We start from the raw sequence: 20,025 nt of genomic DNA on the forward strand, positions 1-20,025 counted from the left end.
TTCATGCTACCCGGCACATAGCCAGTAGAGTCAGGACTAATGAAGACGTTATCTCCCGCTGTGATTACTTTGCCCTGGCGTCAGGACGCCGCTGAATTTTATTTTGCCCGCTTAAGCCACCTGCCGTGGGCGATGTTGTTACACTCCGGCTACGCCTGTCATCCGCATAGTCGCTTTGATATTGTGGTGGCTGACCCCGTTTGCACTTTAACAACTTACGCCAGTGAAACTGTTTTGTGTAATGGAGAAGCCCGCACAACAACCACTGACGATCCGTTAACAGTACTCCAGCAGGCGCTGGATCGCGCCAATATTCGTCCAACGCATAACGAAGATTTGCCATTTCAGGGCGGCGCGCTGGGGCTGTTTGGCTACGATCTGGGACGTCGGTTTGAGTCGCTGCCAGAAATTGCGCAACGAGATGTCGACTTGCCTGACATGGCGGTTGGTATCTACGACTGGGCGCTGATTGTCGACCACCAGCGTCAGCGTATTTCGCTACTCAGCCATCGTGATGTCAATGCTCGTCTGGCGTGGCTGGACAGCCAGCAAATAGCACCACAGCAAGATTTCCAGCTAACATCCGCCTGGCAATCCAATATGAACCGCGAGCAGTATGGCGAGAAATTTCGTCAGGTGCAGGAATATCTGCACAGCGGCGATTGCTATCAGGTGAATCTCGCCCAGCGTTTTCACTCAACCTATTCTGGCGACGAATGGCAGGCGTTCGTTCAACTTAATCAGGCAAACCGCGCACCGTTTAGTGCCTTCTTGCGTCTGGAACAAGGTGTGATTTTAAGCCTCTCACCAGAGCGGTTTATTCTTTGTGATGGTGGTGAGATCCAGACCCGCCCGATTAAAGGCACGCTCCCACGACTGCCCGATCCTCAGGAAGATAGCAAACAAGCAGAAAAACTGGCGAACTCACCGAAAGATCGCGCCGAAAACCTGATGATTGTCGATTTAATGCGCAATGACATCGGCCGTGTTGCCGTACCTGGTTCAGTCAAAGTGCCTGAACTGTTTGTGGTGGAACCCTTCCCTGCCGTGCATCATCTGGTCAGCACCATAACGGCACGCCTGCCAGAGCAGTTGCATGCCAGCGATCTGCTGCGCGCTGCTTTTCCCGGAGGCTCAATCACCGGCGCGCCGAAAGTGCGGGCAATGGAGATTATTGATGAACTGGAACCGCAGCGACGCAACGCCTGGTGCGGCAGCATTGGCTATTTAAGCTTCTGCGGCAATATGGATACCAGCATTACCATCCGCACGCTGACAGCGGTTAACGGTCAGATTTACTGTTCCGCTGGTGGCGGCATCGTTGCTGATAGCCAGGAAGAAGCGGAATATCAGGAAACTTTTGATAAAGTTAATCGTATCCTGAAGCAACTGGAGAAGTAAGACGTGGAATACCGTGGCCTGACACTTGATGATTTTTTATCGCGATTTCAACTATTGCGTCCGCAAATTAACCGGGAAACCTTAAATCATCGTCAGGCTGCCGTGTTAATCCCCATCGTCCGCCGACCGCAACCGGGCTTGCTGCTGACTCAGCGTTCCATTCATCTGCGCAAACACGCCGGACAAGTCGCATTCCCTGGAGGCGCTGTCGATGACACGGACGCGTCAGTTATCGCCGCTGCGCTGCGTGAAGCCGAAGAAGAGGTCGCCATACCGCCTTCAGCCGTTGAGGTTATCGGCGTGCTGCCCCCTGTCGATAGCGTAACGGGCTACCAGGTCACTCCCGTGGTCGGCATTATCCCGCCTGACTTACCGTATCGCGCCAGTGAAGATGAAGTCTCCGCAGTGTTTGAAATGCCCCTCGCCCAGGCGTTGCATTTGGGCCGTTACCATCCTTTGGATATTTACCGCCGTGGCGATTCGCATCGGGTATGGCTTTCCTGGTACGAACAGTATTTCGTATGGGGAATGACCGCAGGCATAATTCGTGAACTGGCGCTGCAAATTGGTGTGAAACCCTGACTATACTTATCTTTACATCTACAAAACACTACTAGAGACAATCATCGCAATATTAGTTAAATCGCGGTTTTTGATTAGTTTAATTCATGTGAATAGTTAAGCCTGTCGCCGCGTTCCCTCTTACACTATGCGCTGTTATTAGTTCGTTACTGGAAGTCCAGTCACCTTGTCAGGAGTATTATCGTGATTAGTCTATTCGACATGTTTAAGGTGGGGATTGGCCCCTCATCTTCCCATACCGTAGGGCCTATGAAGGCGGGTAAACAGTTCGTCGATGATCTGGTCGAAAAAGGCTTACTGGATAGCGTTACCCGTGTCGCCGTGGATGTTTATGGATCACTGTCATTAACGGGTAAAGGCCACCATACCGATATCGCTATTATTATGGGTCTTGCAGGTAACGAACCTGCCACCGTGGATATCGACAGTATTCCCGGTTTTATTCGCGACGTGGAAGAGCGCGAACGTCTGCTGCTGGCGCAGGGTCGACACGAAGTGGATTTCCCTCGTGACAACGGAATGCGTTTTCATAATGGCAATCTGCCGCTGCATGAAAACGGCATGCAAATCCACGCTTATAACGGCGATGAAGTTGTTTACAGCAAAACGTATTATTCCATCGGCGGCGGTTTCATCGTCGATGAAGAACATTTTGGTCAGGATGCTACCAACGACGTCAGCGTGCCGTATCCGTTTAAATCAGCAACCGAACTGCTGGCGTACTGTAATGAAACCGGTTATTCCCTTTCCGGTCTGGCGATGCAGAACGAACTGGCGCTGTACAGCAAGAAAGAAATCGACGAGTATTTCGCCCATGTCTGGCAAACCATGCAGGCATGTATCGATCGCGGGATGAATACCGAAGGCGTATTGCCTGGCCCGCTGCGCGTTCCACGCCGTGCGTCTGCCCTGCGCCGAATGCTGGTTTCCAGCGATAAACTGTCTAACGATCCGATGAATGTCATCGACTGGGTGAACATGTTTGCGCTAGCGGTTAACGAAGAGAATGCGGCGGGTGGTCGCGTAGTGACGGCCCCTACCAACGGTGCCTGCGGCATCGTTCCGGCAGTGCTGGCTTACTATGACCACTTTATTGAATCGGTCAGCCCGGATATTTATACCCGCTACTTTATGGCAGCCGGGGCAATTGGCGCGCTGTACAAAATGAACGCGTCTATTTCCGGTGCAGAAGTGGGTTGCCAGGGCGAAGTGGGCGTAGCTTGTTCAATGGCGGCCGCAGGTCTTGCAGAACTGTTAGGCGGTAGCCCGGAACAGGTTTGCGTGGCGGCGGAAATTGGCATGGAACACAACCTTGGTCTGACTTGCGACCCGGTTGCGGGTCAGGTTCAGGTGCCGTGCATTGAGCGTAACGCGATTGCCTCGGTGAAAGCGATCAATGCCGCACGCATGGCCTTACGCCGCACCAGTGCACCGCGCGTCTCGCTGGATAAAGTCATCGAGACAATGTACGAAACCGGTAAGGATATGAACGCCAAGTACCGTGAAACCTCTCGCGGTGGTCTGGCAATAAAAGTCCAGTGTGACTAATACTTTTCTTTCGCCCATCTGCAACGGATGGGCGAATTTCCCCCGCTTTCTCGTCTGCTGTAAATTTCCCCACTACACTTCCACTGTTGCGTCAGGCGATTGTTGCCATACGCTTACAGGGCGGCCCGCATGCAAAAAGCACAACGGATCATTAAAACCTATCGCCGTAATCGAATGATTGTTTGTACGATTTGCGCACTCTTTACGTTTGTGGCAACACTAAGCGTGCGATTTATTTCACAGCGGAACTTAAATCAGCAGCGGGTAGTGCTCTTTGCCAACCACGCCGTCGAGGAATTAGACAAAGTCCTGCTTCCACTTCAGGCGGGTAACAACGTACTGCTTCCCCTGATTGGAATCCCCTGCTCCGTCGCCCATCTCCCCTTACGCAAACAGGCGGCAAAACTGCAAACTGTACGGTCAATTGGCCTGGTGCAAGATGGCACGCTTTATTGTTCCAGCATTTTTGGTTATCGCAATGTCCCCGCTGAGGATATCCAGGCTGATTTACCCGCACCGCAGCCCCTTTTACGCCTAACTACCGACCGCGTATTGATTAAAGACAGCCCGGTATTGATTCAGTGGACGCCTTTACCGGGCAACGGCAGAGATGGCGTGATGGAGATGATCAACATCGACCTGCTGATGGCGATGTTGCTGGAGCCGCAATTGCCGCAAATAAGAACTGCCAGCCTGACGGTGGCCAATCGCCATTTACTCTATGATGTTGGTCTGGTTGATTCTTTACCTCCGCTTAATGGCAATGAACGTTACCAGGTTTCATCGCAGAATTTTCCTTTTATCATCAGCGTTAGTGGACCTGGCGCGACGGCGCTGGCGTTGCACTATCTTCCCAGCCAGTTTCCACTCGCGGTACTGTTGAGTTTACTGGTGGGTTACATCGCATGGTTGGCCACGGCCCATAGAATGAGCTTTTCGCGCGAGATAAATCTCGGGCTGGCGCAGCGCGAATTTGAGTTATTTTGTCAGCCCCTGCTCAATGCAAGCTCGCAGCAATGTATTGGTGTAGAGATATTGCTGCGCTGGAATAATCCGCGTCAGGGATGGATTTCGCCGGATGTATTTATCCCCATTGCGGAAGAACATCACCTGATAGTGCCGCTTACCCGCTATGTGATGATGGAAACCATCCGTCAACTCCACGTTTTTCCAATGAGCAGCCAGTTCCACATCGGCATTAACGTCGCTCCCAGCCATTTTCGCCGTGGCATATTGTTAAAAGATCTCAATTATTACTGGTTTAGTGCTAACCCGATTCAGCAGCTAATCCTCGAAATTACCGAACGCGATGCCCTGCTGGATGTCGATCACCGCATTGCACGTGAGTTGCACCGAAAAAATGTCAAGTTGGCGATCGATGATTTCGGTACTGGCAACAGTTCGTTTTCATGGCTGGAAACGTTACGTCCCGACGTCCTGAAGATCGATAAGTCTTTCACCGCAGCAATTGGTTCAGACGCAGTTAACTCAACGGTGACCGATATCATTATTGCGCTGGGGCAAAGACTGAATATTGAACTGGTGGCGGAAGGTGTGGAAACGCAAGAACAGGCGAAGTATTTGCGCCGTCATGGAGTGCATATTTTACAAGGGTATTTGTACGCGCAACCCATGCCGCTGCGTGATTTCCCGAAATGGCTGGCGGGCAGCCAACCGCCGCCCGCCCGGCATAACAGACACGTTACGCCCGTTATGCCATTGCGTTAGTGTTATTCGTCTTCATCGTGCGGCGGTTGCTCTTTAACAATGCGAACCAGTTCAACACGATAATCATTAGCTTCTACGATGGTGATATGCAGCGGTCCAACATCGATCACGTCGCCTGCGCGAGGAATGTGACCATTTGCAGAAATGACCAGACCTGCAACCGTCGCAATATCATCATCATCGGCAAGGTGCTCAACATCAAGCGCCTGCTGTAAGGCATGTAAGTCTGTACCACCTTTTACCAGCCAGCCGTCACCATCGGTAACAATTTCCGGCGTTTCATCTGCATCCGGAAACTCACCCGCAATGGCTTCCAGTACATCCAGCGGTGTAACCAGACCTTGCACCACCCCAAACTCGTTGGTGACGATAACAAAACTACCACGAGCACGGCGTAACACACCCAGCAGGTTAATAGGATCGAGGGTTTCCGGAACGATGATCGCCGGAGAAGCCGAAGCAATCGCCGTCACGTCAACACCAACTTCCAGCGCAACCAGCAGTTCTTTGGCACGCACAATACCGATGATTTCGTCCAGTTCACCACGACATACCGGAAACAGGCTGTGCGGTGAAGACAGTAGTTGCTGGCGGATTTCATCAACGCCAAGGTTCGCATCTACCCAACTGATTTCGCCTCGTGGCGTCATAATGCCGCGCAGAGAGCGTGACGCCAAAGTCAGTACGCCGTTAATCATATAACGCTCTTCTTCGGCAAAGGCACCTTCTGGAACCGGAATTGCCACTGGGTTATCGGCATCGTGCTGAATATTTGCCTGACGTTTACCCCCCATCAAACGCAGAATGGCATCGGCGGTACGCGCACGCAGCGGTAATGTCGACTGATGGCGAATAAAGTTACGGCGCGCAATCTGGTTAAACACTTCGATGATGATCGAGAAACCAATTGCTGCATACAGGTAGCCTTTTGGAATATGGAAACCAAAACCTTCAGCTACAAGGCTCAGACCAATCATCAACAGGAAGCTCAAACAGAGCACCACAACTGTTGGATGCTGGTTAACGAATCGCGTCAGCGGTTTCGATGCCAGCAACATAACCGCCATCGCAATCACTACCGCAGCCATCATTACCGGCAGATGGTTGACCATCCCTACGGCAGTAATCACTGCATCCAGCGAGAAGACAGCGTCAAGGATGACAATCTGTGTGACGACCACCCAGAAACTGGCATAACCTTTACCGTGACCGGAATCATGATCGCGGTTTTCCAGCCGCTCATGCAACTCGGTTGTCGCTTTGAACAGCAAGAATATCCCCCCGAACAGCATAATCAGATCGCGCCCGGAGAAAGAAAAATCCATTACGGTAAAGAGTGGTTTGGTCAGCGTGACCATCCATGAAATAAGTGATAACAGCCCCAGGCGCATAATCAACGCTAGCGACAGCCCCAACAAACGCGCTTTATCACGTTGTTTCGGCGGCAGTTTATCGGCAAGGATGGCGATAAAAACCAGGTTATCGATACCCAACACGATTTCAAGGACGACAAGCGTGAGCAGCCCCGCCCAAATCGAGGGATCCATTAAGAATTCCATGACAAGCTCCTGCTTAAGGAATAGCTAATCGACGCCAGAAATAATGCAGGCGAAACGAGAAAATACAAACAAAAGGTGCGGCAAAAAATGCCAATAAGGCAGGCGCTATTTGGCCTGATGCTGAAGTGACGTCGGTGACGATCCATACTGCGGGCTGCTGCCCTATACTCCTTGGTTGTTAAACGGGAGTTAAACATATCAGAGAGATCTCTGATTTGGCAAAGATTTACCTTCCTTTGCAAATGAATGTGACAACATTTTTTATTCTTTCGGAATTTTGTCAATTCAAGGTTAATTTACGGATCTTCATCACATAAAATATTTTTTTCGATATCTAAAATAAATCGCGAGGCACAAGGGGGTTTCTGGTTGTAGCCCTTATCTGAATCGATTCGATTGTGGACGAAGATTCAAAAATACATCTGGCACGTTGAGATGTTAACAATAATAAGGAGGTAGCAAGTGACCATTGCTATTGTTATAGGCACACATGGTTGGGCTGCAGAGCAGTTGCTTAAAACGGCAGAGATGCTGTTAGGCGAGCAGGAAAACGTTGGCTGGATCGATTTTGTTCCAGGCGAAAATGCCGAAACACTAATCGAAAAGTACAACGCTCAGTTGGCAAAACTCGACACCACTAAAGGCGTGTTGTTTCTCGTTGATACATGGGGAGGCAGTCCGTTCAATGCTGCCAGCCGCATTGTCGTCGACAAAGAGCATTATGAAGTGATCGCAGGCGTTAACATTCCAATGCTAGTGGAAACGTTAATGGCTCGTGATGATGACCCAAGCTTTGACGAGCTGGTAGCTCTGGCCGTAGAAACAGGCCGCGAAGGTGTGAAAGCACTGAAAGCGAAACCAGTTGAAAAAGCCGCTCCAGCCCCCGCCGCAGCGGCACCGAAAGCGGCTCCTGCCCCGGCAAAACCGATGGGACCAAACGACTATATGGTAATTGGCCTCGCGCGTATCGACGACCGTTTGATTCACGGTCAGGTTGCTACCCGCTGGACCAAAGAAACTAATGTCTCCCGTATCATCGTAGTTAGTGATGAAGTGGCTGCGGATACCGTTCGTAAGACACTGCTCACCCAGGTTGCACCTCCCGGCGTAACAGCGCATGTAGTTGATGTCGCCAAAATGATTCGCGTCTACAACAACCCGAAATATGCGGGCGAACGCGTGATGCTGTTATTTACCAACCCGACAGATGTTGAGCGTCTCGTTGAAGGCGGCGTGAAAATCACCTCAGTCAACGTCGGTGGTATGGCATTCCGTCAGGGCAAAACCCAGGTGAATAACGCGGTTTCGGTTGATGAAAAAGATATCGAAGCATTCAAGAAACTGAATGCGCGCGGTATCGAGCTGGAAGTCCGTAAGGTTTCCACCGATCCGAAACTGAAAATGATGGATTTGATCAGCAAAATCGATAAATAACGTATTGCGTTGATTATCAATCAGTTTTCACACTTAAGTCTTACGTAAACAGGAGAAGTACAATGGAGATTACCGCTCTTCAAATTGTGCTGGTATTTATCGTAGCCTGTATCGCAGGTATGGGATCAATCCTCGATGAATTTCAGTTTCACCGTCCTTTAATCGCGTGTACCCTGGTGGGCATCGTTCTTGGGGATATGAAAACCGGTATTATTATCGGTGGTACCCTGGAAATGATCGCTCTGGGCTGGATGAACATTGGTGCAGCTGTTGCACCTGACGCCGCTCTGGCATCTATCATTTCTACCATTCTGGTTATCGCTGGTCATCAGAGCATCGGTGCCGGTATCGCGCTGGCAATTCCGCTGGCAGCAGCAGGCCAGGTTCTGACCATTATCGTTCGTACTATTACCGTTGCTTTCCAGCACGCTGCGGATAAGGCAGCTGAAAACGGTAACCTGACGGCTATTTCATGGATCCACGTTTCCTCTCTGTTCCTGCAAGCAATGCGTGTGGCTATTCCAGCCGTTATCGTTGCGCTTTCTGTTGGTACCAGTGAAGTTCAAAACATGCTGAACGCCATTCCGGAAGTGGTGACCAATGGTCTGAACATTGCCGGTGGCATGATCGTGGTAGTTGGTTATGCGATGGTTATCAACATGATGCGTGCAGGCTACCTGATGCCGTTCTTCTACCTCGGCTTTGTAACCGCAGCATTCACAAACTTTAACCTGGTTGCTCTGGGTGTAATTGGTACTGTTATGGCAGTGCTCTACATCCAACTTAGCCCGAAATATAACCGCGTAGCCGGTGCGCCTGTTCAGGCTGCTGGTAACAACGATCTCGATAACGAACTGGACTAACAGGTGAGCGAAATGGTTGATACAACTAAAACTACCACCGAGAAAAAACTCACTCCGAGTGATATTCGTGGCGTCTTCCTGCGTTCTAACCTCTTCCAGGGTTCATGGAACTTCGAACGTATGCAGGCGCTGGGCTTCTGCTTCTCTATGGTGCCGGCGATTCGTCGCCTCTACCCGGAGAACAACGATGCCCGTAAACAGGCGATAAAACGTCACCTCGAATTCTTTAACACCCAACCGTTCGTGGCGGCGCCAATTCTGGGCGTAACCCTGGCGCTGGAAGAACAGCGTGCTAACGGTGCAGAGATCGACGATGGCGCAATCAACGGTATCAAAGTAGGTCTTATGGGACCGCTGGCAGGTGTAGGCGACCCAATCTTCTGGGGTACGGTACGTCCGGTATTCGCAGCGCTGGGCGCCGGTATCGCGATGAGCGGCAGTCTGTTAGGTCCGTTGCTGTTCTTTATCCTGTTTAACCTGGTACGTCTGGCAACGCGCTACTACGGCGTTGCATATGGTTACTCCAAGGGCATCGATATCGTTAAAGATATGGGCGGCGGCTTCCTGCAAAAACTGACGGAAGGGGCGTCTATTCTCGGCCTGTTTGTCATGGGGGCATTGGTTAACAAGTGGACACATGTCAACATTCCGCTAGTCGTCTCTCGCATCACCGACCAGACGGGTAAAGAGCACGTTACCACTGTACAGACCATTCTTGACCAGTTAATGCCGGGCCTGGTGCCGCTGCTGCTGACCTTCGCCTGTATGTGGCTGCTGCGCAAAAAAGTTAACCCGTTGTGGATCATCGTTGGCTTCTTCGTCATCGGTATCGCTGGTTACGCTTGCGGCCTGCTGGGACTGTAATACTGTTGTACACTACCGGGGCCTTTTGGCCCCGTTTTTTTATCTGGAGGATTAATGACAATCACGGAACTGGTACTGATTCTGTTCATCGCCGCACTGCTTGCTTTTGCGATATACGATCAGTTCATCATGCCCCGCCGCAACGGCCCCACCCTGCTGGCAATTCCTTTGCTGCGGCGCGGTCGTATCGATAGCGTTATCTTCGTCGGGCTGATTGTCATTCTTATCTACAATAATGTGACCAGTCATGGCGCACAAATAACCACCTGGTTATTAAGTGCACTGGCGTTAATGGGCTTTTATATTTTCTGGATCCGCGTTCCGAAGATCATCTTTAAACAGAAAGGTTTTTTCTTCGCCAATGTCTGGATTGAATATAGCCGGATAAAAGCAATGAACTTATCGGAAGATGGTGTCCTGGTCATGCAATTAGAACAGCGTCGGTTGATAATCCGCGTTCGAAATATCGACGATCTGGAAAAAATTTATAAACTTCTTGTTTCAACTCAATAAGTTATATCTTTAGCCAAAGCTATGTGAAGTGTATTTTTAATAACCAGACATAGCTTAGGCTATATTATCTCTTCGATAATTTGTTATTTATTTTAACGTTTCATTGAAATATAAATCTAAATGAAAATCGTTATCAATAAAACAATAAAATAATATATTCGCCCATTGTTTTATATTCTCAAAATATGTTAAGGTTGCGCCCTCATTTGGGGAGTAGCCGATTTCCAGACTCCGGAAATGTACGTGTCAACATACTCGTTGCAAAACGTGGCGCGTACGGACTGAACATTTTCAGTCAGGCGAGACCATATGCACATCAATCGCTATGCCTGCATGAGCGCGTTTTGTCGTTCATGTGTGCATGTTTGCGGGGGGCGGAGATGTGTTTTATGGATACCCCGGTCAGGACGTTGTCATGAATATCACTGCTACTGTTCTTCTTGCTTTTGGTATGTCGATGGATGCCTTCGCTGCATCAATCGGTAAAGGTGCCACCCTCCATAAACCGAAATTTTCTGAAGCCCTGAGAACCGGCCTTATTTTTGGTGCCGTCGAAACGCTGACGCCGCTGATCGGCTGGGGCATGGGCATGCTGGCTAGCCGCTTTGTCCTCGAATGGAACCACTGGATCGCATTCATCCTGCTGATATTCCTCGGCGGAAGAATGATTATTGAGGGTTTTCGCGGTGGAGATGATGAAGATGAAGAGCCACGCCGCCGTCATGGCTTCTGGTTGCTGGTGACTACCGCAATTGCCACCAGCCTGGATGCGATGGCTGTTGGTGTTGGTCTGGCCTTTTTGCAAGTCAACATTATCGCAACCGCGCTGGCAATTGGTTGTGCAACGTTGATTATGTCGACATTAGGGATGATGATTGGCCGCTTTATCGGTCCGATTCTCGGAAAAAAAGCGGAAATTCTTGGCGGACTGGTGCTGATTGGCATCGGCGTCCAGATCCTCTGGACGCACTACCACGGTTAATTTGTTCGCTGCCAGAGGTGAATATTAAAGTCCGTCTGGCAGTCGAATACTTCTTTTGCCACCAACGTTTGCCAGACATCTGGCTTCGCACGCCAGGCAAACGGCGTCATCTGTAACAACGCGACGGCTTCATCGCCGCGAAGACGCATCGGATACCGCAGTTCATCGCTCTGCTGTAATACAAAACCTTCCAGTTGTTCAGTATGGGGTGCATGCAGAAGTACTTCGTCGTAAATCAGCCCTTTCAACTCCATTAAATGTCGTGGCCCAGGGGTAACGGTAATTACCCACCCTCCCGGTTTGACGACACGCGCTAACTCTTCTGCTTTGCATGGCGCGTAGATGCGAATAATGGCATCCATACTAGCATCGGCAAAAGGCAGACGGTGGCTGGAAGCGACACAAAAGGTAACCTGCTTATAGCGTTTCGCCGCAGCTTTAATTGCCACTTTAGAGACATCAAGACCGAAGGTTGTCACTTCTGGCAATGCATCGGCAAAAGCATGAGTGTAATACCCTTCCCCACAGCCAATATCCAGTACCGCGGTTACGTGCTCATTAAGACATTCACGCAATTGAGCGACTATCGCATCACGAAGCGGCTGGTAATGACCGGCATCTAAAAAAGCACGTCGCGCCTGCATCATTTCTGCGCTGTCGCCTGGATCGCGGGATCGTTTATATTGAACGGGCAGCAAATTGACATATCCCTCTTTCGCCATATCAAATTGATGCCGCTGGGGACAGATATAGCTATTTTTTTCAAGCGATAGAGGCTGATGGCAAAGTGGACAGGAAAACGACATGAAAACTCCGGCAGGATACTAAATGCCGCAAGTGTAACGCGAATCGCGCTGCGGGCAAATATTCGAAGGTCGGAAGCGAGCATTTAACAAAGTAAAAAGCCTCGCTTTTCGACGAGGCTTTATAGCGAGATTGAAGTGCGTTAACACTTCAGATCAGTGAATTCGATCAGATAGCGGTTACGTTAACAGCTGCCGGACCTTTCTGGCCGTCCTGAATTTCGAACTCAACGTTCTGGCCTTCGGCCAGAGTTTTGAAACCATTACCCTGGATAGCGGAGAAGTGTACGAACACATCTTTGCTGCCATCAGCCGGAGTAATGAAGCCAAAACCTTTAGACTCGTTGAACCACTTAACCTGACCTTTAATCTTTGCCATTTGAAAAATTCCTTAGATTGTTTTCTTCGCCCGCAGGCATTACAGAGATAAAACTGACACATTACTGCTTGAGGCACTAATATAAGGTTCGGCAGAGAAGCGGTATTCAACGACAACGTGTTTACTCAGGACTTCTTTACTGAAAATGCCACACATAAACAGAACTGTACCTCGTTTAACCCAAAGCTGTTATCACATACAACGTTAATTATGGCAAGCCATTTTTAAACATGTCTCGATCAGCTGCACAAATCTCGATACGCCTTCCAGTTTTTTTGCACATTTATGCAACGAAATGCGTGTCGATATATCGAGACACTTAAGCAAACCAGTACAAACAGATGCCTGAACTGATGTGGTTTCTACCATAGTTCAATAAGATCCAATCTTCCAGTTCAGAAATACAATTTAATTACACAATGTGTGTGATATCACTTTTTATACTATGTAATGATAAAGTGTTATATAACTTTATCTCATAAAACAGTCAGTTAACAACATAAACAGATGCAATACTGAAGCCATATTCAAAGCATGTTAATAATGTAAAATAAGAAAAAATGATGAATAATAAAAAAATGAGGAGAGAAACGTTTCGCTTATAAACAATGCTGCAATTAATCACTATTCTGATGCAAACATCCCAATGACTCAGCACAAAAAATAACTTTTTCTGATGCCGAAATAAATGAACAAATAACAGGGTAAATAATCAAAATCCAATAAAGGATTAATTTGAATCATTATAGTGCATGTAAGAATGATGAGATGAGTAACCCATTAACACAGGGTTACTCAAATTGCAGGAAGGATTACCGTTCTGCTACCAGACGAATAATATCTTCACCCGTTTTTTGGTTCTCAGTAACCTTTTCATCCGCTTTTACAGGTTCGTTAGCTTCGCACAAGCGGCGTAACAGTACATTCTGCCGTTTTTGCTGCTCCAGCAGTGCCTCAAGCAGTTCAATCTGTTCGTTAGTCCGGGAACTGGCACGGTTGATGAAAAACCACAAGATGAGCCCAATAATGAGAACCACTACCGATACAACCAAAGACGCAATGTTCATCACGCCTGAATTTACAACTTCGTTCATTTAACCACCTCTAAGTAGAGGCGCCATTTTACCACTGCTACGCAGGAAGGAAATCAACTGATGAAAAAATGATATCACCACGGGATAAACTGATTGATGGCACAAATTCCGCTGAAAAATTGCACATCCTGATCGCACATTATGTTGAATACCTGCATCCATAGAAGCAAGCAAACCAGCACAGCGACAACCAGAACGACCCATCGAAACTTTTTCACTCCAATCTCCGTTTAACCTATCTTCTGCCTTTAAACTATCATGCGTTAGTTAAACGACGTCTAACTATGTCGATATTCGTGCTTTTTCGGAATGATACGCTTGCTTCAGTCCATATTGCCGCTACGATTAAGCAAACAAAAAGAGAAGAGGTCGTAATGCGATTTATTATTCGCACAATTATCTTGATAGCACTGGTATGGACAGGATTATTACTCAGCGGATATGGCGTTCTGATTGGAAGCAAGGAAAATGCTGCCGGGTTAGGGCTGCAATGCACGTATCTCACCGCGCGAAGCACAAGCACGGTGCAATATCTGCATACTAAAAGTGGATTTTTTGGGATTACAGATTGCCCGCTGCTACGTAAAAGCAATATCGTCGTCGATAATGGTTGATAGATAACGGTATGAATATCCACATCAAAACCACTGGATATAAAGTACTTTCATCTTCTGATCGAACGATATATCACCATTAACATTATTTAATCCACATTAAATGAAGAACCTGCCTGGATTTTATGCAGACAGGTTCTTATTCTAATCAGAATGGATAGTCGTGATATCCCATTTGTGCGGATATTTTGCGTGCTGCCGTATGCAACATCGCCACGTACTCCTGCAAACGTTCTTCAGAAAAACGCAGCGTCGGGAAGGAAATACTCAAGCCGGCAATCACCACACCAAAGCGGTCAAACACCGGAACAGCGATGCAGCGCAGTCCTTCTTCCTGTTCTTCATTATCTTCGCCGTATCCCTGCTCGCGAACCTGATCTAACACAGGTAATAACGCCTCTGTGCTGGTGATGGTCCGATCGGTACTGCGTTTATATTCCACGCCTTCAAGGATTTGCTTCACGTCATCGCGATCGCGCCAGGCCAACAGCACTTTGCCAATCGCAGTGCTGTACAGAGGATTACGACGACCAATCCGTGAATACATGCGCAAATTGTACATAGAGTCAATTTTGTGGATGTAAACGATGCTGTCTTCATCCAGTGCGCCAAGATGAATGGTTTCTTTGGTCAAACGGGAGATCTCACGCATCTGGATATCTGCACTGCGAATAAGATCGACGTTTTGTAACGCGCGAGCGCCAAGCTCAAATAATTTCAGGGTCAGAGAGTATTTCTCCGACTCCCCTTCCTGCGCAACATAGCCCAGGGTTTTCATGGTCTGTAAAAAGCGATAAACGGTGCTTTTTGACATCATGACGCGCTGTGACAGCTCGGTTATCCCTATTTCACGCTCTTCGCCCAGCGCCTGCAAAATGCCAAAAACTTTCAGTACAGAAGATACAGAATCAGGCTGTTTATCCAGATCTGCGTTAGCCATTTATCACCTCATTGCGAGTGTTTTATAAAAATCAGAACTGTTTTTTATTATAATTTCGCGCCTGGGTGGTCGCAATCCATCTTTTGCCGGTTAGTTACAATTCTGCGACATTCACCGTGAATATCAGTGCTAAAATCATAACCCTATTGATTATTGCCAAAAGATATAAAATTCCTATGCCAAAAGTTCAGGCCGATGGCCTGCCGTTGCCTCAGCGGTACGGCGCAATTTTAACCATTGTTATTGGTATTTCGATGGCGGTTCTTGACGGCGCTATTGCTAATGTCGCCTTGCCAACCATTGCAACCGATCTCCACGCCACACCAGCCAGTTCTATCTGGGTAGTAAACGCCTACCAAATCGCGATTGTTATCTCCTTACTCTCGTTCTCTTTTTTGGGCGATATGTTTGGCTATCGACGTATTTATAAATGCGGCCTGGTGGTTTTTCTGCTGTCATCATTGTTTTGCGCCCTTTCCGATTCACTGCAAATGCTCACCCTGGCGCGTGTAATACAAGGATTCGGCGGCGCGGCGTTAATGAGCGTCAATACTGCACTTATCCGCTTAATCTACCCACAACGTTTTCTGGGACGGGGGATGGGAATTAACTCATTTATTGTCGCCGTCTCCTCCGCTGCCGGGCCGACGATCGCCGCCGCAATACTATCTATCGCGTCCTGGAAGTGGTTATTTTTAATTAACGTACCGTTGGGCATTATCGCCCTTCTCCTGGCGATGCGTTTTCTGCCGCCAAATGGATCTCGCGCCAGTAAGCCGCGGTTTGACCTGCCCAGCGCCGTGATGAATGCGCTGACATTCGGCCTGCTTATTACCGCGTTGAGTGGTTTTGCTCAGGGGCAATCGCTGAAGCTGATCGGCGCTGAACTGGCGGTAATGATTATTGTTGGTATTTTCTTTATTCGCCGACAGCTTTCACTTCCCGTACCGCTGCTACCGGTAGATTTACTGCGTATTCCGCTGTTTACGCTATCAATTTGTACCTCCATTTGCTCTTTCTGCGCGCAAATGCTGGCGATGGTTTCCCTGCCCTTTTATCTGCAAACTGTGCTGAGTCGTAGTGAAGTTGAGACAGGTTTGCTTCTGACCCCGTGGCCGTTGGCAACGATGGTAATGGCTCCGCTGGCAGGTTATTTGATAGAGCGCGTCCATGCTGGATTGCTTGGTGCTTTAGGGCTGTTCATCATGGCGGCAGGACTTTTTTCACTGGTCCTGTTGCCAGCTTCACCTGCCGATATCAATATCATCTGGCCGATGATCTTATGCGGTGCAGGCTTTGGGTTATTCCAGTCACCTAATAATCACACCATTATTACCTCAGCCCCGCGTGAGCGTAGCGGAGGTGCCAGTGGAATGTTGGGGACAGCGCGTCTACTTGGTCAGAGTAGCGGTGCGGCGCTGGTGGCGTTGATGTTGAATCAGTTTGGTGATAATGGTACGCACGTCTCGCTGACGGCTGCGGCTATTCTGGCAGTGATCGCCGCCTGTGTCAGTGGTTTACGCATTACCCAACCGCGCGCGCAAAGCTAAAAAAAAGCGCGTCAACCAGGACGCGCTTTTTTAAAATGTACTGCAAGTTACTTCAGGTATTCACCCGTACGCAGGGCTTCAATACGTTTATCCAGCGGCGGGTGAGTCATGAACAACTCACTCAGCGATTTGGACTTACCATTGATACAAAAGGCCATCATGCTGGTTGCTTCCTGCGGCTCATAGCTGGTTTTCAGGCGCTGCAGCGCGGCAATCATTTTCTCACGACCAACCAGTTTGGCTGAACCTGCATCGGCATGGAATTCACGGTGACGCGAGAACCACATGGTGATAATGCTCGCCAGAATACCAAATACCAACTCCAGCACCGTCGCAACCGCAAAGTAGATCAGCGGGTTGCCGTTGCTCTCTTCACCCTCATCACGGTTACCGCCCATAAAGCCTGCGGCAAGCTGCGCCAGAATACGTGAAATAAAGATAACGAAGGTGTTCACCACGCCCTGAATCAGCGTCATGGTCACCATGTCACCATTAGCAATGTGGCTAATTTCGTGGGCAATTACCGCCTCAGCTTCATCCGGGCTCATGTTCTGCAGCAAACCGGTGCTGACAGCAACCAGAGAGGCATCACGACGAGCACCTGTCGCAAAGGCGTTGATATCCGGCGCATGGTAGATAGCTACTTGCGGCATAGCAATCCCCGCCTGACGGGCCTGGGTTGCTACAGTATTGACCAGCCAACGTTCCCTTTCGTTACGCGGTTGCTCGATCACTTCCCCGCCAACAGATCGTAATGCCATCCATTTGGACATCAGAAGCGAAACGAAGGAACCACCAAAACCGAACAGCAAGGCCATAATCATCAGCCCCTGAACGCTGCTCGACTGTATCCCTGTCAGGCTCAGTACCAGCCCGAAAACGACCATTACGGCCAGGTTCGTTAGCAGGAAGAGCGCGATTCGCATCATAATTTTCTTTTTACCTCAGTTTAACAAAACGCAATATGCGATACCCACATCGTATGGGTTACGCGACTATTTTCAAGTCTGGATAGAGCGTAAGTCACCAGAAAGACACAACTTTACATTTTGTAGCATCTGATTTACGGCATCTTGCCACTGTTAAAAAATCAGGCACAATTTCTTGTGCCTGATTGATGTTACTTGACGGGAGCGGGCTGTTCCGCTGGTCTGGATTTTTCCAGCTTCGCCAGATCGAGCGCGATATTCACTGTCTCGTCCAGATACGGATCTGGCTCCTTGTAATCTTTTGGCAAATCATCCAGCTTCTTCAACTCCGGTTTGCCTTCGCGTTTAAAGCGATCGTTCAAGCGCGCCAGACGCATCGCATCATCTTCATTGTTCTCTTTCTCACGCACAGCGTAATTCAGAGAAACAATATTGCGTTTGTCCTTCATGGCATTGAAACGAGCAATATCCTTCATGATGTTCTGGAATTCAGGATCTTTCGCGATACGCGCATTATGTTCCTTCAGCAATTCCGGCTCAAACGCCGATAAATCGCCTGATTTCACATAAGTAGCAGCATCAATGCTATCCCACGGCAGCGCGTTATCTTCGAATTTCTCTCCCGTTTCCGTCTCTTCATTGCCCGTCGGCATGATGATATCCGGCGTGACGCCCTTACGTTGGGTACTGCCACCGTTAACGCGATAGAATTTCTGGATTGTGTACTGTACTGACCCCAGCGCCGGCCATTCAGGACGTAACATCTGATCGTAGATACGATTCAGAGAACGATACTGCTGGACAGTGCCTTTGCCGAATGTCGGTTCACCTACAACCAGCGCGCGGCCGTAATCCTGCATCGCAGCGGCAAAGATTTCCGAAGCCGAAGCACTGAAACGGTCAACCAATACCACCAGCGGACCTTTATAGAACACCTGGCCGTCGGTATCACTGTCTTCGCGGACTTTACCATTGTTATCACGGACCTGAACAATCGGACCAGAAGGAATGAACAAGCCAGAGAGCGATACTGCTTCTGTCAGCGCCCCGCCGCCATTGCTACGCAGGTCGATGACGACGCTGCTGACATTCTGTTTTTCCAGCTTCTGCAACTGAACTTTGACATCATCTGTCAAGCCAACATAGAAACCGGGAATATCCAGTACGCCAACTTTTTCTTTGCCGACGGTCTTCACGGACATTTTAACTGCGCGGTCTTCCAGACGAATGCGTTCACGCGTCAGCGTTACCGTACGGGTTTTAGTCCCTTTACCAGCGGGTAAAATTTCTAAACGAACTTTACTGCCCTTCGGCCCTTTGATTAAGGCAACGACATCATCAAGACGCCAACCGATCACGTCAACCATCGGCTTGCCGGTTTGACCAACACCGACAATTTTGTCACCAACGCTGATAGCTTTACTCTTCGCTGCCGGGCCACCTGCCACCATCGAATTGATAACGGTGTAGTCATCATCCATTTGCAGCACCGCACCAATACCTTCCAACGACAAGCTCATTTCAGTATTGAACTGTTCGGTATTACGCGGGGAAAGGTAGTTGGTGTGCGGATCAATTTCGCGCGCAAACGCCGTCATTGCCAGCGAGAAAACATCTTCGCTGTTAGTCTGCGCCAGACGGCGAATGGCAAATTTGTAGCGACGAGTCAGGGTGTCACGAATTTCTTTATCCGTTTTTCCCGTCAGCTTCAGGCTTAACTCGTCGAATTTAACTTTGCTATCCCACAGTGCGTTTAACTCAGCCTCGTTTTTAGGCCACGGTGCTTTGCTGCGGTCCAGGTTATAAGTGTCGTTGCCGGTAAAATCCATCGGTTTTTCCAGTACCGACAAGGCGTACTGGTAACGTTCAAAACGGCGTTTTTGCGCCAGATTGTAGAGATCGTAGAAAACGTCAAGTTTACCGGAGCGCAGTTCATCGCCCAGCTCATTTTTCTTTTTCGCGAACTGTTCAACATCGCTTGCCAGCAGCACATTGTGGCTGTAATCAAGCAAGTTCAGGTAGCGGTCAAAGATTTTGGCCGAGAATGCCTGATCGAGGTCGAACTGGCGATAATGGGAGCGGGTAAAGCGCGACGTTACGCGCTCACTCACCGTCGCATGCTGCGTCTCTTCCTTTAATACCGGAATCTGATCAGCACGCGTAATATCTTCTACTGCGAAGGTCTGGCCTGCTATTGCAAGCAGGCCAGCTAACGCGGTAAGCCTAAAAAACATGTTCATGC

21 protein-coding genes are annotated in these 20,025 nt (G+C 49.0%); 11 read left to right on the plus strand and 10 right to left on the minus strand.

Translation table 11 applies throughout. The annotated features are described in order from the left end of the window. Positions 1-39 precede the first annotated feature (39 nt). The 4 genes from pabB (at position 40) to A9180_RS13575 (ending at position 5,259) form a co-directional block, all read left to right on the plus strand. Entirely contained in the window at positions 40-1,401 is a 1,362-nt protein-coding gene (gene pabB / locus A9180_RS13560; RefSeq protein ID WP_064529234.1) for an aminodeoxychorismate synthase component 1, read from the plus strand. 3 nt (positions 1,402-1,404) lie between these two features. Beyond that, on the plus strand, positions 1,405-1,983 hold the full coding sequence (locus A9180_RS13565) for a CoA pyrophosphatase (protein ID WP_064529235.1): 579 nt from the start codon (positions 1,405-1,407) through the stop codon (positions 1,981-1,983). A gap of 183 nt (positions 1,984-2,166) precedes the next feature. After that, entirely contained in the window at positions 2,167-3,531 is a 1,365-nt protein-coding gene (sdaA, locus tag A9180_RS13570) for an L-serine ammonia-lyase (RefSeq protein WP_064529236.1), read from the plus strand. A 129-nt stretch (positions 3,532-3,660) separates the two neighbouring features. Then, positions 3,661-5,259 (plus strand): EAL domain-containing protein, encoded by a 1,599-nt coding sequence (locus A9180_RS13575; protein WP_064529237.1) that lies wholly within the window; start codon positions 3,661-3,663, stop codon positions 5,257-5,259. A gap of 2 nt (positions 5,260-5,261) precedes the next feature. Here the strand turns inward: A9180_RS13575 and yoaE are convergent, their stop codons facing one another. Together yoaE and A9180_RS24940 are read right to left on the minus strand one after the other, a co-directional pair. Then, entirely contained in the window at positions 5,262-6,818 is a 1,557-nt protein-coding gene (gene yoaE, locus A9180_RS13580; protein ID WP_064529238.1) for a CNNM family cation transport protein YoaE, read from the minus strand. Continuing rightward, positions 6,806-6,964, minus strand: coding sequence for a protein YoaL (locus tag A9180_RS24940; RefSeq protein ID WP_274540053.1), 159 nt, complete (start codon positions 6,962-6,964; stop codon positions 6,806-6,808). Before A9180_RS24940 ends, yoaE begins: the two co-directional genes overlap by 13 nt. 316 nt (positions 6,965-7,280) lie before the next feature. Here A9180_RS24940 and manX point away from each other — a divergent pair, with 316 nt between their 5' ends. From manX to mntP, 5 genes are all read left to right on the plus strand, one after another. Next, positions 7,281-8,252 carry a PTS mannose transporter subunit IIAB gene (gene manX, locus A9180_RS13590; RefSeq protein ID WP_064529240.1) on the plus strand — a complete coding sequence of 324 codons (972 nt, stop codon included), beginning with the start codon at positions 7,281-7,283 and terminating at the stop codon, positions 8,250-8,252. Positions 8,253-8,314: 62 nt separating this feature from the next. Further along, complete coding sequence (manY, locus tag A9180_RS13595; RefSeq protein ID WP_064529241.1) at positions 8,315-9,115, plus strand: PTS mannose transporter subunit IIC; 801 nt, start codon at positions 8,315-8,317, stop codon at positions 9,113-9,115. A gap of 12 nt (positions 9,116-9,127) precedes the next feature. Then, positions 9,128-9,979: a PTS mannose transporter subunit IID gene (gene manZ, locus A9180_RS13600; RefSeq protein WP_001516270.1), complete on the plus strand. Its 852-nt coding sequence runs from the start codon at positions 9,128-9,130 to the stop codon at positions 9,977-9,979. Between the two features lie 54 nt (positions 9,980-10,033). Next, positions 10,034-10,492 (plus strand): DUF986 family protein, encoded by a 459-nt coding sequence (locus tag A9180_RS13605; protein WP_064529242.1) that lies wholly within the window; start codon positions 10,034-10,036, stop codon positions 10,490-10,492. A gap of 415 nt (positions 10,493-10,907) precedes the next feature. Then, complete coding sequence (gene mntP, locus A9180_RS13615) at positions 10,908-11,474, plus strand: manganese efflux pump MntP (RefSeq protein WP_064529244.1); 567 nt, start codon at positions 10,908-10,910, stop codon at positions 11,472-11,474. Here the strand turns inward: mntP and rlmA are convergent. The 5 genes from rlmA to mgrB form a co-directional block, all read right to left on the minus strand. After that, entirely contained in the window at positions 11,471-12,280 is an 810-nt protein-coding gene (rlmA, locus tag A9180_RS13620) for a 23S rRNA (guanine(745)-N(1))-methyltransferase (RefSeq protein WP_064529245.1), read from the minus strand. The two genes, mntP and rlmA, sit on opposite strands and share 4 nt — an antisense overlap. A gap of 166 nt (positions 12,281-12,446) precedes the next feature. Next, positions 12,447-12,656 carry a transcription antiterminator/RNA stability regulator CspE gene (gene cspE / locus A9180_RS13625; RefSeq protein WP_001062678.1) on the minus strand — a complete coding sequence of 70 codons (210 nt, stop codon included), beginning with the start codon at positions 12,654-12,656 and terminating at the stop codon, positions 12,447-12,449. 39 nt (positions 12,657-12,695) lie between these two features. Continuing rightward, positions 12,696-12,812, minus strand: a complete 117-nt coding sequence (locus A9180_RS13630) for a DUF2627 domain-containing protein (protein WP_064529246.1) — start codon at positions 12,810-12,812, stop codon at positions 12,696-12,698. 656 nt (positions 12,813-13,468) lie between these two features. After that, positions 13,469-13,750, minus strand: a complete 282-nt coding sequence (locus tag A9180_RS13640; RefSeq protein ID WP_064529247.1) for a YebO family protein — start codon at positions 13,748-13,750, stop codon at positions 13,469-13,471. 74 nt (positions 13,751-13,824) lie between these two features. Then, positions 13,825-13,968 carry a PhoP/PhoQ regulator MgrB gene (gene mgrB, locus A9180_RS13645; protein WP_064529248.1) on the minus strand — a complete coding sequence of 48 codons (144 nt, stop codon included), beginning with the start codon at positions 13,966-13,968 and terminating at the stop codon, positions 13,825-13,827. 156 nt (positions 13,969-14,124) lie between these two features. Between mgrB and A9180_RS13650 the strand changes: the two genes are divergently transcribed. After that, positions 14,125-14,364, plus strand: coding sequence for a YobH family protein (locus tag A9180_RS13650; protein WP_064529249.1), 240 nt, complete (start codon positions 14,125-14,127; stop codon positions 14,362-14,364). A gap of 148 nt (positions 14,365-14,512) precedes the next feature. Here the strand turns inward: A9180_RS13650 and kdgR are convergent, their stop codons facing one another. Then, the gene (gene kdgR / locus A9180_RS13655; RefSeq protein ID WP_064529250.1) at positions 14,513-15,304 is read right to left on the minus strand and encodes a DNA-binding transcriptional regulator KdgR; all 792 of its coding nucleotides are present in this window, start codon (positions 15,302-15,304) and stop codon (positions 14,513-14,515) included. Positions 15,305-15,480: 176 nt separating this feature from the next. Here kdgR and A9180_RS13660 point away from each other — a divergent pair, with 176 nt between their 5' ends. Then, entirely contained in the window at positions 15,481-16,854 is a 1,374-nt protein-coding gene (locus A9180_RS13660; protein ID WP_064529251.1) for an MFS transporter, read from the plus strand. A 47-nt stretch (positions 16,855-16,901) separates the two neighbouring features. On the opposite strand, the gene htpX is transcribed toward A9180_RS13660, so the two are convergent. Next, on the minus strand, positions 16,902-17,783 hold the full coding sequence (gene htpX, locus A9180_RS13665; RefSeq protein ID WP_000984517.1) for a protease HtpX: 882 nt from the start codon (positions 17,781-17,783) through the stop codon (positions 16,902-16,904). A gap of 191 nt (positions 17,784-17,974) precedes the next feature. After that, a complete protein-coding gene (gene prc, locus A9180_RS13670; RefSeq protein ID WP_064529252.1) occupies positions 17,975-20,023 on the minus strand; it encodes a carboxy terminal-processing peptidase in 2,049 nt (682 codons plus the stop codon). Positions 20,024-20,025 lie beyond the last annotated feature (2 nt).

This window comes from Escherichia sp. B1147 (assembly GCF_001660175.1).
GTDB classification, from domain to species: domain Bacteria; phylum Pseudomonadota; class Gammaproteobacteria; order Enterobacterales; family Enterobacteriaceae; genus Escherichia; species Escherichia whittamii.